Raw genomic sequence first — 16,217 nt, forward strand, 5'->3', positions numbered from 1 at the left:
ATGACGCTCCGAAGCGGGACAAGCGCATGTCGCTCGGAGCGCACCTGCAGGAGCTGCGCAAGCGACTGATGATCGGCGCGCTCGCGCTGGTCATCGGCATGGTCGTGTCGTTCTTCCTCACCGACTGGATCATCTGGGCCATCACCGAACCGATCCGCATCGTCGCCGACAACCGGGGCGAGGAGGAGAAGGTCGGATTGATGTTCCAGACCGTGACGGCCGCGTTCGACCTGCGACTGCGCATTTCGTTCGCCGTCGGCCTGCTCATCTCGGCACCGGTGTGGCTCTGGCAGATCTGGGCGTTCCTCATGCCCGGCCTCACGCGCAAAGAGGTGCGGTACACGATCTGGTTCGTGGCCGCCGCAGTGCCCCTGTTCTTCGGCGGCTGCTTCATCGGTTGGCTCGTCATGCCGCATGTCGTCGAGATCATGGCGTCGTTCACACCCGACGAGGCCGCGAACTGGTTCACGGCGAACTACTACTACGACTTCGTCTTCAAGCTCATCCTCGTCGTCGGTGTCGCGTGCGTGCTGCCCGTGTTCTTGGTGGCACTGAACGTCGCCGGCATCATGAGCGGCAAGGCGATCCTGAAGGGGTGGCGCGTCGCCATCCTGGTCGCGACGGTCTTCGCGGGGCTGGCAACTCCCGCTGCCGATGTGGTGAGCATGCTGTTGCTCGCGGGCATTCTCATCGTGCTGTATTTCGCCGCAGCGGGCCTCTCGATGCTGTTCGACCGCCGCCGAGCCAAGCGTGACGCCAAGGAACTGGGCCTGACCGCGTGACCGATCCGGCAGAGCGGTTCGCGCGGGCGGAGTCGGCGAAGGCGCACCCCGAATCGACCGCGTTCGCGCAGTCCCAGCGGTTCGAGCTCGACCCGTTCCAGGTCGCCGGATGCCACGCCCTCGAAGAGGGGCGAAGCGTGCTGGTGGCCGCGCCGACGGGCGCCGGCAAGACGATCGTGGGCGAGTTCGCGATCCACCTCGCCATGCGAGAGCCGGGCGCGAAGGCGTACTACACGACGCCCATGAAGGCACTGTCGAACCAGAAGTTCCGCGAACTGCAACAGGTGTACGGCGCCGACGAAGTGGGACTGCTCACCGGTGACACGAACATCAACGGCAACGCCCGCATCGTCGTGATGACCACCGAAGTGCTGCGCAACATGCTGTACGCAGAATCGGCGGCGCTGCGCGGGCTGCGGTACGTCGTGATGGACGAGGTCCACTACCTCGCCGACCGCTTCCGCGGTGCGGTGTGGGAAGAGGTCATCATCCACCTGCCGCCGGACGTGCGACTCGTGTCACTGTCGGCGACCGTGTCGAACGCCGAGGAGTTCGGCGACTGGCTCGACACGGTGCGCGGCGACACCGCGGTCATCGTCTCGGAGACACGCCCCGTGCCGCTCGAGCAGCACGTGCTCGTGCGCGGCGATCTGCTGCCGCTGTTCGATGACCGGGCCGGAGTGGCGACCGCGCAGGTCAATCAAGAACTCATGCGGGTGCGCTCGTTCAAGGGACCCATCTACGAGAACAACCGCCGCTCGCAGGAGTACCGCAGCAGCGGAATGGGCGACGCCGCGAAGCGGCGCCCCTACAAGGGCAACAAGCGCCCGATCCGCCCGTCCAATGTGCAGCGCGTCGAGCGCATCGACCGTCCGCAGGTGGTCGAGCTGCTGGGGCGTGCGAACTTGCTGCCGGCGATCTTCTTCATCTTCAGCCGCGTGGGGTGCGAAGCGGCGGTGGAACAAGTGCGCCGCAGCGGTGTGCGGCTGACGAGCCGTGAGGAGCGCGACGAGATCCGCGCCATCGTCGATGACCGCACCCGCACGCTACGGGACGAAGATCTCGCAGTGCTCGGCTTCTTCGAGTGGCGCGAGAACCTCGAGCGCGGCCTCGCCGCCCACCATGCCGGGCTGCTGCCGGCGTTCAAGGAGGTCGTCGAGGAACTGTTCCAACGCAAGCTCGTGAAGGTCGTGTTCGCCACCGAGACCCTCGCGCTCGGCATCAACATGCCCGCCCGAACCGTCGTGCTCGAGAAGCTCGAGAAGTTCAACGGTGAGGCGCGTGTCGCGATCACGTCGGGGGAGTACACCCAGCTCACCGGCCGGGCGGGACGCCGCGGCATCGACGTCGAGGGACACGCGGTCATCCAGTGGACGGCGGGTCTCGACCCGCAGGCGGTCGCCGCGCTCGCTTCACGCCGCACATATCCGCTGAACTCGAGCTTCCGACCGACCTACAACATGGCCGTCAACCTCATCGACCAGTTCGGCCGCGAACAGGCGCGCGAGATCCTCGAATCGTCGTTCGCACAGTTCCAGGCGGACCGATCCGTCGTCGGGCTTGCGCGTCAGGTGAAAGAGGCCGAGGAATCGCTCGGCGGCTACGAGCAGGCGATGGTCTGCGATCGGGGCGACTTCGCCGAGTACGCGCGTATGCGGCGTGAACTGAGCGACCTCGAGAAGAAGAACCGTTCCGATCGTGAGGCGCCGAAGGCGACGCAGACCGAGCGGCAGCGACGTATCCAGTCGCTGCGGCGGTCGTTGCAGCGGCATCCGTGTCATGAGTGCCCCGACCGCGAGCACCACGCGCGGTGGGCGGAGCGGTACTGGAAGCTGCGGCGGCGCACCGACAAGCTGCGTGGGCAGATCGAGAGTCGCACCGGCACGGTCGCGCGTGTCTTCGACCGCATCGTCGAGGTGCTGACGGCGCTGGAATACGTCTCGGTGGACGGCGGCGTGACCTCACTGACCCCGGCCGGCGCAACCATGAAGCGCATCTACGGTGAGCGCGACCTCCTCGTGGCCGAATCGCTGCGACGTGGCATCTGGAACGAGCTGGATGCCGCCGGCCTCGCCGCGCTCGCCTGCAGCCTCGTATACGAGCCCCGACGCGACGACGCAGCACCGGGGGAGCACGGGCTGCCCCGCGGCGCGTTCCGCCAGGCACTCCGTGACACTCAGGAGCTGTGGGTGCGACTGGACGATCTCGAGCAGGAGCATCATCTGCCGGGCTCCGAGTCGATCGCGACGGGGCTGGCGCCGGCCATGCACGCGTGGGCTCGGGGTGCTGCCCTGGACCGCGTGCTCATGGAAGCCGACATGGCTGCCGGCGACTTCGTGCGGTGGGCCAAGCAGACGATCGATCTGCTCGATCAGCTCTCCCTCGTGGCCGATCCGCCGGTCGCGACGACGGCGCGCAAGGCGTTGGATGCCGTCCGCCGCGGCATCGTCGCCTACTCGTCTGTTTGATCCGATATGCGGGTTCCAGGCACGAGCGCAGTTCTCCTCCGTGTGCGCGGATCGAGATGCGCGTGCGCACGTAGGCTGGAGGCGTGCCCGAACGTCCGCTGCTGCCGATGTGGGCGGCCGTGTTGTGCGCCCTCCTCGGTGGTGCGGTGCTCGACCTCGCCTTCCCCGACGTGGGCTGGTGGCCCCTCGCGTTCGTCGGCGTCGGACTTTCGCTCGTCTCGCTGATCGGTCGTTCGGCCTGGGGCGCGGTCCTGGTCGGAGCTGCGTTCGCGGCATCCTTCTACCTCATCCATATCGTCTGGATCACCCGGTACCTCGGCCTCGTGCCGTGGTTCGCCCTGTCGGGGGTCGAAACGGTCCTCAGCGCGGCCGGAGCGGTGCTCATCGCGTTGGCCTACCGCTGGATGCCGCGGTTCGCCCGTGGCGCCGCAGGGCGGCTCGTGGCGCTTCCCGCACTCGTCGCGGGGCTGTGGACCGCGCGGGAACTGTTCCTGGGGTCGTGGCCCTACACGGGGTTTCCGTGGGGGCGCATCGGCATGAGTCAGGCCGAGAGCCCGTTCGGCGACGTCGCCTCGTGGGTGGGCGTGTCAGGCCTGACGTTCCTGATGGTGCTGTTCGTCGCCGCCGTCATCGAATGGGCGCGGTTCGGGCGGCTCCGCGAAGTGCGCACGGCCGGCCCCGCGGTCGCGGTGCTGGCAGCGCTCGTGGCGCTGCCGGCCTTCCCGACGGCGGATGCCGGCACCCTGACCGTCGGCGCCGTGCAGGGCAACGGACCGACCGGGTACTTCGACGAGCGCGAGCCGTGGGCGGTGCTCGACGCGCAGATGGCAGCCACCGAGCCGCTCATCGGCGAGGACATGGATGTGCTGCTGTGGCCGGAGGGCGGGATCGATGGCGACCCGCTCGCGAACGCATCCGTGGCGCGCGTGCTCGACCGGCTGTCAGCCGCCGTCGATGCCCCGCTCATCGTCAACGCCGCCACCACGCGCGGCGATGACACGTTCAACACGTCGATCCTGTGGGAGGACGGCGCCGAGAACCCTGTCGCCCTGCACGACAAGGCGAACCCCGTGCCGATGGGGGAGTACGTGCCCGATCGGTGGTTCTACGAGGCCATCGCCCCGGACCTGATCGGGCTCATCCAGCGCGAGTACACGCCGGGCACGAACCCCGCGTTTTTCGACGTGCACGGCATCGGCGTGGGGCTCGCGATCTGCTTCGACGTGATCTACGACGACGTCATCTGGGACAGCGCTCGAGACGGCGCGCAGGTCTACATGTTCCAGACGAACAACGCAGACTTCCGCGACACCGATGAGAACCTGCAGCAGCTGGCCTTCGCGCGAATGCGTGCCATCGAGACCGGGCGCGCCGTCGTCAACATCTCGACGGTCGGCACGAGCCAGGTGATCGCCCCTGATGGCTCGACGATCGAGGGGCTCCCGGCCGGGGAGGCGGGCGCCATGCTCACTGACGTGCCGCTGCGCACCGGTCTCACACCCGCCGTGATCATCGGGCCGGCCGTGCAGCTCGTGCTGCTGTGGGGGAGCGTCCTGGCGCTCGCGGTCGTCGGCGTGTGGACGCGACGCTACCGAAACACGACGATGCCGGACCCCGAGGGGTCCGGCATCGAAGAAGAAGGACTCAGGCGCTGAGCTTGGCTGCGCCGCGGCGTTCGCGCAGCAGAGCGAGGCGCTCTTCGAGCAGTTCCTCGAGCTCGGGAATGGTGCGACGCTCCATCAGCATGTCCCAGTGGGTACGGGGAGCCTTGTCGCCGGAGTGATCGACCTCGGCGACGGTGTCGCCGACACGCAGCAGGGCCTCGCCGCCACAGGTGCGGCACTCCCAGGCCTCGGGCACCTCCGCGTCGGCCGCGAAGGTCAGCACGCTCTCACGGTCGCACTGGGTGCAGACGTAGGTGTGGTTGGTGCGTTCGTGGAAAACGACGCCTTCCTCGCTCTGTAGGCTGGAGGCGCCGAGTCGGATGCCGCGCAAGCTGCGGTCTGCCATTTTGTGGTCCTCTCGTCGATCATCAGGTATAACGACTCGACCTGTGTGCATCATCCGAAGAAGGGCCCTGAAGGCCCTTTTCACAGCGGATGCTCAGCGCCGCGTGGCATGCGTGCATACCCGCCGCGCACGGGTCGCCCTCGAGACGGTTTCAGGAGCGCGAGGCGACCACCGCGAGCGCGAGATCGCAGCGATCGGTGACGAGGCCGTCGACCCCGAGATCGAGCAGTCGGGACATGTCGTCGGGCTCGTTGATCGTCCACACGTGCACCTCGACACCGTGTCGGTGCACCGCATCGATCAGACGCCGCGAGACGACGCGCACGCCCTTGTGCCGCTCGGGGACCTGCAACGCATCGAGCCCGCGCACAGCGGCACCGACGAGTCGTCGCGAACCCGTTGCGACGGCGGCCACGACGCGCGCCATCGTCTTCGTTCCGGGGGAGGTGGCCGGTGTTCCGCCCGCCGCCCGAGCCGCATCGAGTGCGGCGATGCGACGCCCGTCATCGAAGCTCGTCACCAGCACCCGGTCGGCGTGCTTGGCGACGATCCGACCGGCCGGTGCAGCCACCGCATCCGCCTTCATGTCGAGATTGAACCGCACCGTGGGAAAGGCCGTGAGTGCCTGCGGCAGTGTGATCAGTCCGCCGCGCGTCGACATGAGGTCTTCGAGCTCTCGCGCGCGGACATCGGCGATCGGGCGCTGGTCGCCGATGACGCGCGTGAGGTCTGCGTCGTGGAAGAGCACCACCTCGCCGTCGGCGGTCAGATGACAGTCCGATTCCACGTAGACCGCACCCGCGGCATGCGCGGCCGCCACCGCCGCGAACGAATTCTCCACGACCCCCTCAGCGTCCGGCGGCACGAAGCCGCGGTGGGCCAGTACACGGGGGAGAGGAGCAGCCGAGAACCAGGGATGCGTCACGGAGCCGGGTCCGCCGGCGGCACTGCGGTGGGCGGCGGCGTCTGACCCGCCCGCGGCGCGAACCCCTGACGGAGCCCCTTGAGCGCCTCGGTGAACTCACTCGGGATGATCCAGAGCTTGCTCGACGCGCTCTCGCTGATCTTCGGGAGCGTCTGCAGGTACTGGTAGGCGAGCAGCTTGTCGTCGGGGTTGCCCTTGTGGATGGCGTCGAACACCGACTGGATCGCAGTCGCTTCACCCTCGGCGCGCAGGATCGCGGCCTGCTTCTCACCCTCGGCGCCGAGGATCGCAGCCTGGCGCCGCCCCTCCGCCTCGAGGATCTGCGACTGCTTGGATCCTTCCGCCGTGAGGATCGCCGCGCGCCGGTCGCGCTCGGCGCGCATCTGCTTCTCCATCGAATCCTGGATGGACACCGGCGGATCGATCGCCTTCAGCTCCACACGCGAGACGCGCAGACCCCACTTACCGGTGGCCTCATCGAGCACGATGCGCAGCTTGCTGTTGATCTCGTCGCGGCTTGTGAGGGCCTCTTCGAGGTTCAACCCGCCGACGACGTTTCGCAGCGTCGTGGTCGTGAGCTGTTCCACGGCACTCAGATAGTTGGCGATCTCGTAGGTCGCGGCGCGCGCGTCGGTGACCTGGAAATAGACGACCGTGTCGATGGAGACGACGAGGTTGTCTTCGGTGATGACCGGCTGCGGCGGGAACGAGACGACCTGCTCGCGCATGTCGACCAGCGGGCGAAGGCGGTCGATGAACGGCACCAGCAGATTCAGGCCGGGCGAGAGGGTGCGCTGATAGCGACCCAGTCGCTCGACGACGCCTGCGTAGGCCTGCGGGATGATGCGGATCGAACGGAAGATCACGATCACCACGAAGATCGCTACGACGATCAACAGGATGATGATGAAGATCTGCCCGATGAAGGCGCCGGGGTCGATCATGATTCCGCACTCCGTTCCGTGGTCTGAGGTGGTGTCTGCAGGGGGACGACCTCGACGGTCGCGCCCCGCACGGCCTGCACTGTGACGCGTGTGCCGACCGCGAGTCCGTCACCGCCGCCGACGAGCCGGGCCGTCCAGGTCTCGCCGTTGTCGAGCTTGACGGCGCCGTCGCCGTCGACGAACGGGGTCGTGACGCGCGCACCGATGCCTTGCAGGGCGTCGACGTTCATCGGCACCGCGGCGCTGCTGCGATGCAATGCCCGTAGCAGGAGCGGTCTGATCGTGAACAGCAGCAATGCCGAGATGGCGGCGGCCATGAGGATCTGCAGCCACCACACACCGCCCAGCAGGTTGACGCCGAGGCCGCCGATGAGGGTGCCGGTGGCGAGCATGAGGAAGGTGAATTCGAGCGTGAGCAGTTCGATGATGACGAACAGCAGAGCCAGCACGAGCCACGCGATCCAGAGATACTGCGTGAGGTCCGGCAGCATCGCGGCCCCCTTCCGTCCGGCGTTCTTCGAACGATAACACCGGGTGCCGATCCGGCGCGGGAAACCGGCGGTTGGTAGTGTCGAAACCGCCCGGATCCGGGCATCGACAGCCATCACAGGAGTGCAACACCGATGTCACAGCCCATTCCCGCAGGAACGCTCACGGGCCGCACAGCCCTCGTCACGGGATCCTCGCGCGGCATCGGCGCCGACACTGCGCGCTACCTCGCGCAGGCCGGTGCGAACGTCGTCATCAACTTCCGCAACAAGGCACCCCGCGCCGAGAAGCTCGCGAACGAACTGCGCGAACTGGGCGTCGAGGTGCTGACGGTGGGCGCGGACCTCACCGACCCCGAGTCGGTCGCCGCGATGATGCAGGCCGTCAAGGAGCAGTTCGGCGCGCTCGATCTGCTCGTGCTGAACGCCTCGGGCGGCATGGAGAGCGGTATGGCCGGCGACTACGCCATGGTGCTCAACCGCGACGCACAGGTGAGCGTGCTCGAGCACGCGCTGCCGATCATGCCCGACGGCTCCCGCGTCGTGTTCGTCACGAGCCACCAGGCGCACTTCATCCGCACCACCCCGACCATGCCCGAATACGAGCCGGTCGCCCTGTCAAAGCGCGCGGGCGAAGACGCCCTGCGCGAGCGCATCGGCGACCTCACCGAGCGCGGGGTCGGGTTCGTCGTCGTCTCGGGCGACATGATCGAAGGCACCATCACCGCGACACTGCTCGAGCGCGCCAACCCTGGGGCCATCGCTGACCGTCGCGAGTCGGCAGGCAAGCTCTACAACGTCTCCGAATTCGCCGCCGAGGTCGCCACTGCCGCCGTCGAGCCGATTCCCTCCGACAACACGCGGCTGATCGGCGACACCGGATCGTTCGGCGGCGAGTGACATGCGCGCCGACGACATCGAATCGCTCGTCTCCGTCGGCCGCCCCTCGATCGCCCCGGACGGGACGTTCGCGGTGTTCGCGACCTCGCGTCCCGATCTGGCCGCGAACCGCAACGTCGGCCAGTTGTGGCGCGTCGACCTGCCCGGAGGAGCGCCCCGGCGCCTGACCCGCGGTGTCGCCGACGCTTCGCCGCGCGTGCGCCCAGACGGTGCGGCGATCGCATTCGTGCGTGCCGACGCCGACGGCAAGGCGCAGGTGTTCGTGATCCCGGCATCCGGTGGTGAGCCGGTACAGGCCACCGCGGCGGATGCCGGCGTCGGCGGCTTCGACTGGAGCCCCGACGGCTCACGAATCGCGTACACGGCGCGGGTGGTCGAGCCCGGGCGTTACGGCTCGGTCGAGGGCCTCGATGCCGCGCACGAGTCGCCGCGGCGGGTGACCGGCATCCGCTGGCACGCGAACGGTCTCGGCTATATCGCCGATCGCCCATCGCACGTGTTCGTGATCGATGCACCCGAGGTGGATGCCGAGCCGTTCTACGAGCCGGCCCCCGCTGTGCGCGCCGAGGGTGAAGACGCGCCGAAGGCGCGTCGTATCGCCGCCGAGCCCCGTCAGCTGACGACGGGAGAGGTCTCGCACGGCGGCGTCCGCTTCACGACCGACGGCACCGAGATCTTCACCGTGCCCGACGCGATCGAGGCGGATCGTCGCGATCTCCGCGCCCCGCTGCTGGCCGTCGCCGTCGACGGGTCCGGCACCCGCGAGGTGATCGGTCGCGAAGCCGGACTCATGATCAGTGAGGCCGTGCAACTCGCGGATGGCACGATCGCGCTGCTCGCCGCTGCTGCGGGCGACGGCGTCGATTTCATCGCACCGGGTGTCGCGCTGCATCTCTGGCGCGACGGCGACCTGCACACCCTCACCGATCCCGAGCAGATCGATCTCGGCGAGGTGGGCTCGCACCTGACACTTGACGGCGATGACTTCCTGGTGCAGAACCGCACCCGCGGGCGCGTCACACTGCTGCGGGTCACCCGCGACGGCGTCATCACCGAAGAACTCGGCGGCGACATCGAAGTGGTCGGGCACGATGCAGCGGGAGGTCGTGTTGTCGCAGCGATCGCCTCGCCGACGAGTCTCGGCGAACTCGCGCTCGTCGGGCACGGCACGCTCACCGACTTCGGGGCGGGCAGCGGTGCGAGCGGCCTCGTGGCGCCACGCGAACTCGAGATCGTGGGCCGCGACGGCTACCCGGTGCACGGCTGGGTCGCGACGCCGGAGGGGGAGGGGCCGTTCCCGGTCATCCTCCAGATCCACGGCGGGCCGTATGCCTCGTACGGCATACACCTGTTCGATGAGACGCAGGTGCTCGTCGATGCCGGCTACGCCGTCGTGTACAGCAATCCGCGGGGGAGTGCCGGCTATGGCCGCGCGCACGGCCGCAGCATCCGTCAGCAGATGGGTACCGTCGACTTCCACGACGTCATGGACTTCTTCGACGCGGCGATCGAAGCCGATCCGCGACTGGATGCGGCGCGCGTCGGTGTCATGGGAGGTTCGTACGGCGGCTATCTGACGGCATGGGTGATCGCGCACGATCACCGGTTCGCAGGCGCGATCGTCGAGCGAGGGTTCTTGGACCCCGCGACGTTCCAAGGCACGAGCGACATCGGTTCGTTCTTCGGTGACGAATACGTCGGGGTCGACCCGGCGCAAATCGCGGCGCAGAGTCCCATGGCGGTGGTCGACCGGGTGCGCACGCCGACACTCGTGCTGCATTCCGAGCTCGACTTCCGGTGCCCGCTCGAGCAGGCGACCCGGTACTACACAGCCCTGAAGCGGCAGGGCACAGATGCCGAGATGTTGATCTTTCCGGGGGAGGACCACGAACTCACCCGCTCGGGTCAGCCGCGTCACCGCATCGAACGCTTCGACGCGGTCGTGGACTGGTGGCGTCGCTACCTGCCGATCGACTGACGAACACGAAGATGGCCCGGAGCTGAGCGCTCCGGGCCATCTTCGTGCAGTCGTTACTTGCCGAACGTGAACGCGCGGATGATCTGCGCGATACCCAGCACGATGGCCGAGATGCCGAGCATCAGGAACAGCACGGCGGCGCCCCACAGCGGCGAGGTGACGAGGGTGATGCCGGCGATGATGGAGATCGTGGCGAACACGACGGTCCACACCTTGGTGGTCGCCTGGCCGAGGGTCGAGAGCGACACGACGCCTTCGACGATCCACATGACGCCGACGAGGACGCCGAGGAACACGGCGAGCCAGACGGCGGTGGCGCCGAGGTTGGCGAACGCGACGATGCCGGAGACGATGAACAGGACGCCGAGCAGGATGTGGCCGATGCGTGACCATCCGCCCTTGGTCTTGGAGAAGATGCCGAGACCGGCGTAGGCGAGTCCGGTGGCGATGGCGTAGATCGCGACGATGGCCGCGACGACCATGGCGCTGCGGCCCGGCCACACCAGGATGACGATGCCCGTGATGAGTGCGAGGACACCGCCGATGCCCAGCGCGATGCGGATGGCGTTGACCTCGGACTTGTCGAGGGTGGTGGACATGCTCGGCCTTTCTGAAAGGAACCTGAGAACGATCTCATCCAGCGTAAACCCGGCTGCGCGCGCGGGATGGTATCGACGCGGGGGAGCGGGCCGGGGTCAGCCGAGGAGCACCGTGATGAGCAGCAGCGCCGGCACGCAGCCGAGCGTCGTGAGGAAGACGGTGTCGCGGGCGATCGTCTCGCCGACATCGAACCGTTGCGCGTAGTTGAACACGTTCTGGGCGGTCGGAAGCGCCGCGAGCACGGTGATGACGAGCACGTCGTGGTCGTCGAGCCCGAACATGAATCGGGCGGTGCTCCACGCGACGAGCGGCATGACGAACAGCTTCAGCGCCGATGCGAGCAGGATGTCGCGCCGCCGGCCGCTTGCACCCAGCACCCGCTGGCCGTACAGCGAGATGCCGTAGCTGATCAGCAGCACCGGCACGCACGCGTCGGCGATGAGGCGTGCGGGCTCGTAGATCATCGCGGGCAGGTCGATGCCCGACAGCGACACCGCGACGCCCAGCACCGAGCCGACCACCAGCGGGTTCGTCAGCGTGCGACGCAGGATCGGCCATGCGCGCCGTTGGCCCGTCGAGATCGCCTCGAAGATCGCCATCGTGAGCGGCGTGAACACGATGAGCTGCAACAGGATCACCGGCGCCGGGTAGGCAGCGCTGCCGAGCAGATACAGCGACAGCGGGATGCCGATGTTGTTCGAGTTGACCTGACCGGCCGACAGCGTGCCGATGAGCGTCTCGCCGACGCTGCGACGCCACACGAACCGCGCCACGACGACGTAGACGGCGAACACCGACACCGCAGCGATCGCCGACACCGGCAGCAACGCGGAGAAGAGCGTGTGCACATCGGCGGTGGCGAGCACGACGAACAGCAGGAACGGTGACAGCACGAAGAACGTCAAACGGCTCAGCACGTGTCGTCCGTGCGGGCCGAGCAGATCGATGCGCCCGATGATCCAGCCGACGACGATCGCGACGCCCACCACGACGAATCCGGTGAACGTGTCGAGCATGCTCTGAGCCTACGGCCGCCCGGCATCCCGCCTCGACCGCATTTCACCGATAATGCACATTATGTCAACTATCGGAGTGATGCCCCTCCTCCCGCGGTCAGGCGAGATCGGTGGAGGCCGCCCTGCGGCAGCACTGCGACGTGCGTCGCTGGTGCGTGCTGCGCCAGGCGCCTACGAGTTCTTCACGCCACTCGGACCTTTTCTTGATGTACTCGTTGTCGGCGAAGTCGGCGAAGAGAATTCTTTCGGCGGGTTCCCTCGGGCGTAACGTTGAGGGGTGACGCACACGGCAGGCCCCGGCATCCGTGCCTGGATCATCTGGGTCGTCGGTGTCGCCGCCTATGTGCTGGCGATCACCAACCGTTCGTCACTGTCGGCCGTCGGGGTCGACGCGGCGGAGCGGTTCACGGCGGATGCCGCCACCCTGTCGATGTTCGCCGTCGTGCAGCTGGCGATGTACGGCGGCATGCAGATCCCCGTCGGCGTGCTGCTGGACCGGTACGGGGCGCGACCGGTGATGACCATCGGCATGCTCGTGATGGCCCTGGGGCAGCTCACGATGGCGCTCTCGCCCAGCGTCGGGGTCGCGCTCGTCGCCCGCATGCTGCTCGGCGCGGGAGACGCCGCCATCTTTCCGGGAGTCCTGCGCCTCATCGCCACGTGGTTCCCCGCGCAGCGTGCGCCGGTCATGGTGCAACTGACCGGCATCGTCGGGCAGACCGGGCAGCTCATCGCCGTCATCCCGCTTGCCGCGCTCCTGCACGCGACGTCGTGGTCGATCACGTTCGGCTCGATCGCCGGACTCGGCGTGCTCTTCGCGATCCTCGTCGTCCTTCTTGTGCGCAACCACCCGCCCGAGGTCGCAGCCGACGTGTCGGTCAACACCGATACCGGCGCGATCCGCGTCGTGCGCTCTTCGGTCGACACCGGCGTGGGCATCCGAGCCGCCTGGGCGCATCCGGGCACCCGACTGGCGTTCTGGACGCACTTCACGACGCCGTTCGCGGGAACCGCGTTCGTGCTGCTGTGGGGCGTGCCGTTCCTCACCGCCGGTGAGGGACTCTCGCTCGCCGCAGCCGCCGGCGTCACCTCGGCGTACGTGCTGGTCGGCATGGTCATCGGCCCCGTGATGGGCGACCTGTCGCGCCGCATCCCCCATCTGCGCTCCAGGGCGCTCGTGCTGCCGGCGGTCGGCGTGCAGGCACTCGCGTGGCTGGTGGTCATCGTCTGGCCAACGGCTGCGCCGCTGTGGCTGCTGTACGCGCTCGCCGTCGCGCTGGCGATGGGTGGACCGGCCTCGATGATCGCGTTCGATCACGCTCGGACGCACAACCCCGCTCACCGGCTGAGCACGGCGACCGGAGTGACCAACGCCGGCGGCTTCCTCGCCGCGCTCATCGCGATCCTGCTGATCGGCCTCGCGCTCGACCTGCAGGGTGCGGGAACCCCCGACACGTATCGCCTCGAGGCGTTCCGGTGGGCGTTTCTCACCCAGCTTCCCCTCTGGGTGCTGGGCGGCGTGTTCATCGTCATCGAGCGCAAGCGGACGAGGATCCATATCGGCATGGATCCGCCGCGCCGCTCGCGCTCGTGACGGGGGCGCTCAGGCGACGGGAGGCTCGCCAGAGCTGCTGGTCGTGTTGCGCGTGACGCGCTCGCCTTCGACCGGGTCGACCGTGCGGGTGACGACTTCGGTCTGTCGACGACGGAAGAGGAAGACGAGGCCGATGAGGAACACGAGCGCTCCAGCGCCCATCATGATGTAGCCGATCATGTCGAGGTTGACGACGTCGGTCTCGACGTTGACGGCGAATACGAGGATCGCTCCGATGACGAACAGGGCGATGCCGGCTCCGATACTCATGTGCAGGACTCCTTCTCCGGGGGTCGGGATACGAGCATCCTGACGCATCGACGGGCGCGTGAGCGAGGCCCTTGACACCGACGATGGGGGTGTGTTTAGCCCGCCGAGGGCGCGATCGACACCCATTGCGGATGCTTCGCAGCTCTGCCGTCACCCGAAGACGTTCCGGTGAGACGGCGTCGAACCCAGGGGCCGAGGTGCTCGCGCACGTACGCGCCGCGACCCAGCCGAACCCATTCCGGAAGTTCCGGCAGCGACCACCACCCGTCGGGCACCCGCTCCCCCAACGCCTCCAGCACCCGTGCCGCCACGCGATGGTGTCCACGGGTGTTCATGTGCAACCGGTCGGCCGACCAGAACGACGGGTCGGTCAAGGTCGCATCGGGCCAGTTGAGTGCCATCACGACATCGTCCCGCCCGTGCACCCGGGCCACCACCGCACGCGAGAGCTCGTCGCCGCGACGTTGGATGACGCGGCTGAGTGGCAGCTGGCCGGACGGGTTCGCACCTGACAGGAGCACGAGCGTGACGCCCTCCTCGTCGCAGCGACGCAGCACGTGCGTGAACGCGTCCGCGATGCGACTGATGGGCGTGCGGGGCCGCAGCATGTCGTTGCCGCCCCCGTTGAACGACAGATGCGTCGGATGCAGGGCGAGCGCGCGTTCGAGCTGCTCCTCGACGATCGGCCAGACGAGCTTGCCCCGGATCGCGAGATTCGCGTACTCGATCGCCTCACCGCGGGAGGACGCCCAGCCGGTCGCGACGAGGTCCGCCCAGCCGCGCACGGTGCCGTCAGGCAGCTCGTCGCCGACGCCCTCGGTGAACGAGTCGCCGAGCGCGACGAAGCGGACCGGATCCATCGTTCCAGCCTAGCCGCGGTGCCGACGCGGTCAGCGCTCGTCGAGCGCCGCCCCGCGCCGGTCCACGAGCCCCCACGCGGCGGCGGCTCCGACGACGAAGAATACGGCGAACACGACGAACAGCAAGCCGATGCCTCCTATGCCGGTCAGCAGTGGAACGCTCAGTGGGGCGATGATCGACGCGATGCGGCCGACACCGGCCGCCCACCCTGAACCGGTTGCCCGCAGGGAGGTGGGATACATCTCGGGTGTGACGGCGTACAGCGTGCCCCACGCACCGAGGTTGAAGAACGACAGCGCCATGCCGCTGATGATGATCGTCGTCTGGTCGGTTGCCTGGCCGAACGCGATCGCTGCCGCAGCCGAGCCCACCAGGAACACCGACAGCGTGAGCCGCCGCCCCCACACCTCGATGAGCCATGCGGCGACGGCATACCCGGGCAGCTGCGCGAGCGTGATGATGAGCGTGAACTCGAACGTGCGCACCAGGTCGTAGCCCTGTTGGAACAGCAGCGTCGGGATCCAGATGAACGCGCCGTAGTAGGCGAAGTTCACGCAGAACCAGACGATCCACAGCGCCGCCGTGCGCACGGCGAATTCGCGCGACCAGAGCGCCGCGAGGCGTTGCCCGGCCGAGGAGGCGGCCGGTGGCGGCGTGTCCGCGATCACCTGCCGGCGCCGCGTGGCCGCGGTGAGCGACGCGGACTGCTCGAGGGTCGTGACGATCGCATCGGCCTCCGCGTGGCGACCTTGCCGTTCGAGCCAGCGCGGTGATTCGGGGAGCGCCCAGCGCACGACGAGCGCGTACACGGCTGGAAGCGCCCCGATCGCGAACGCCCACCGCCATCCCTCGGAGACGTTCGGGATGACGAAGTAGCCGACGAGCGCCGCGGCCGTCCAGCCGACGGCCCAGAACGCCTCGAGGATGACGATGAGCCGGCCGCGCATGCGTGCGGGCGCGAACTCGGAGACGTAGGTGCTGGCGACGGGCAGTTCGGCTCCGAGCCCGAGGCCGACGAGAAACCGCAGTACGAGCAGCGCGACGAGGCCGCCGACCAGGGCGCTCGCACCAGTGGCGACCCCGTAGACGAGCAGCGTGATCGCGAACACCGACCGCCGACCGAGTCGGTCGGCGAGCAGGCCGCCGAGACTTGCGCCCACGGCCATGCCGACGAAGCCGGCGCTCGCGATCCACGATGCCTGCTCGCCGGTGAGCGACCACTCCGACACGAGCGCGGCGATGATGAACGAGATGAGCCCGACATCCATCGCGTCGAGTGCCCAGCCGATGCCCGAGCCGGTGAGGACACGCAGGTGCCCACCCGTGAACGGCAGCGCGTCGAGGCGGGTCGCGACTCGGGTGGTCTGCGTCATGCCCTGAT

At 68.3% G+C, this 16,217-nt stretch carries 15 protein-coding genes; 6 read left to right on the top strand and 9 right to left on the bottom strand.

Translation table 11 applies throughout. The features are described from left to right. Window positions 1-26 precede the first annotated feature (26 nt). From tatC to lnt, 3 genes are all read left to right on the top strand, one after another. Window positions 27-782, top strand: a complete 756-nt coding sequence (gene tatC / locus AC3ENX_RS07125; protein ID WP_434811171.1) for a twin-arginine translocase subunit TatC — start codon at window positions 27-29, stop codon at window positions 780-782. Next, window positions 779-3,250 (top strand): DEAD/DEAH box helicase, encoded by a 2,472-nt coding sequence (locus AC3ENX_RS07130; RefSeq protein WP_434811172.1) that lies wholly within the window; start codon window positions 779-781, stop codon window positions 3,248-3,250. The genes tatC and AC3ENX_RS07130 overlap by 4 nt, the downstream gene beginning before the upstream one ends. Window positions 3,251-3,357: 107 nt before the next feature. Next, complete coding sequence (gene lnt, locus AC3ENX_RS07135; RefSeq protein ID WP_434811359.1) at window positions 3,358-4,905, top strand: apolipoprotein N-acyltransferase; 1,548 nt, start codon at window positions 3,358-3,360, stop codon at window positions 4,903-4,905. Here lnt and AC3ENX_RS07140 read toward each other — a convergent pair. The 4 genes from AC3ENX_RS07140 to AC3ENX_RS07155 all read right to left on the bottom strand — a co-directional run bounded on the left by AC3ENX_RS07140 (window position 4,895) and on the right by AC3ENX_RS07155 (window position 7,620). Next, a complete protein-coding gene (locus AC3ENX_RS07140) occupies window positions 4,895-5,260 on the bottom strand; it encodes an RNA polymerase-binding protein RbpA (protein WP_434811173.1) in 366 nt (121 codons plus the stop codon). The two genes, lnt and AC3ENX_RS07140, sit on opposite strands and share 11 nt — an antisense overlap. A 151-nt stretch (window positions 5,261-5,411) precedes the next feature. Next, on the bottom strand, window positions 5,412-6,185 hold the full coding sequence (locus AC3ENX_RS07145) for a glycerophosphodiester phosphodiesterase family protein (protein WP_434811174.1): 774 nt from the start codon (window positions 6,183-6,185) through the stop codon (window positions 5,412-5,414). Next, the gene (locus AC3ENX_RS07150; protein WP_434811175.1) at window positions 6,182-7,129 is read right to left on the bottom strand and encodes an SPFH domain-containing protein; all 948 of its coding nucleotides are present in this window, start codon (window positions 7,127-7,129) and stop codon (window positions 6,182-6,184) included. The genes AC3ENX_RS07145 and AC3ENX_RS07150 overlap by 4 nt, the downstream gene beginning before the upstream one ends. Then, window positions 7,126-7,620, bottom strand: a complete 495-nt coding sequence (locus AC3ENX_RS07155; protein WP_434811176.1) for an NfeD family protein — start codon at window positions 7,618-7,620, stop codon at window positions 7,126-7,128. Before AC3ENX_RS07155 ends, AC3ENX_RS07150 begins: the two co-directional genes overlap by 4 nt. A gap of 132 nt (window positions 7,621-7,752) precedes the next feature. On the opposite strand from AC3ENX_RS07155, the gene AC3ENX_RS07160 reads away from it, so the two are divergent. After that, window positions 7,753-8,517, top strand: a complete 765-nt coding sequence (locus AC3ENX_RS07160) for an SDR family oxidoreductase (RefSeq protein WP_434811177.1) — start codon at window positions 7,753-7,755, stop codon at window positions 8,515-8,517. 1 nt (window position 8,518) lies between these two features. Next, window positions 8,519-10,495: a prolyl oligopeptidase family serine peptidase gene (locus tag AC3ENX_RS07165; protein ID WP_434811178.1), complete on the top strand. Its 1,977-nt coding sequence runs from the start codon at window positions 8,519-8,521 to the stop codon at window positions 10,493-10,495. 53 nt (window positions 10,496-10,548) lie between these two features. Here the strand turns inward: AC3ENX_RS07165 and AC3ENX_RS07170 are convergent, their stop codons facing one another. Continuing rightward, on the bottom strand, window positions 10,549-11,094 hold the full coding sequence (locus AC3ENX_RS07170; RefSeq protein WP_434811179.1) for an HdeD family acid-resistance protein: 546 nt from the start codon (window positions 11,092-11,094) through the stop codon (window positions 10,549-10,551). A gap of 96 nt (window positions 11,095-11,190) precedes the next feature. After that, complete coding sequence (locus tag AC3ENX_RS07175) at window positions 11,191-12,111, bottom strand: AEC family transporter (RefSeq protein ID WP_434811180.1); 921 nt, start codon at window positions 12,109-12,111, stop codon at window positions 11,191-11,193. Between the two features lie 277 nt (window positions 12,112-12,388). Here AC3ENX_RS07175 and AC3ENX_RS07180 point away from each other — a divergent pair, with 277 nt between their 5' ends. Further along, complete coding sequence (locus AC3ENX_RS07180; protein WP_434811181.1) at window positions 12,389-13,705, top strand: MFS transporter; 1,317 nt, start codon at window positions 12,389-12,391, stop codon at window positions 13,703-13,705. A gap of 9 nt (window positions 13,706-13,714) precedes the next feature. On the opposite strand, the gene AC3ENX_RS07185 is transcribed toward AC3ENX_RS07180, so the two are convergent. The 3 genes from AC3ENX_RS07185 to AC3ENX_RS07195 all read right to left on the bottom strand — a co-directional run bounded on the left by AC3ENX_RS07185 (window position 13,715) and on the right by AC3ENX_RS07195 (window position 16,209). Then, window positions 13,715-13,975, bottom strand: coding sequence for a DUF6458 family protein (locus tag AC3ENX_RS07185; RefSeq protein ID WP_434811182.1), 261 nt, complete (start codon window positions 13,973-13,975; stop codon window positions 13,715-13,717). Window positions 13,976-14,070: 95 nt separating this feature from the next. Further along, entirely contained in the window at window positions 14,071-14,835 is a 765-nt protein-coding gene (locus AC3ENX_RS07190; protein ID WP_434811183.1) for an SGNH/GDSL hydrolase family protein, read from the bottom strand. Between the two features lie 30 nt (window positions 14,836-14,865). Next, window positions 14,866-16,209, bottom strand: a complete 1,344-nt coding sequence (locus tag AC3ENX_RS07195; RefSeq protein WP_434811184.1) for an MFS transporter — start codon at window positions 16,207-16,209, stop codon at window positions 14,866-14,868. Window positions 16,210-16,217 lie beyond the last annotated feature (8 nt).

This window comes from Microbacterium sp. bgisy189, from assembly GCF_057707225.1.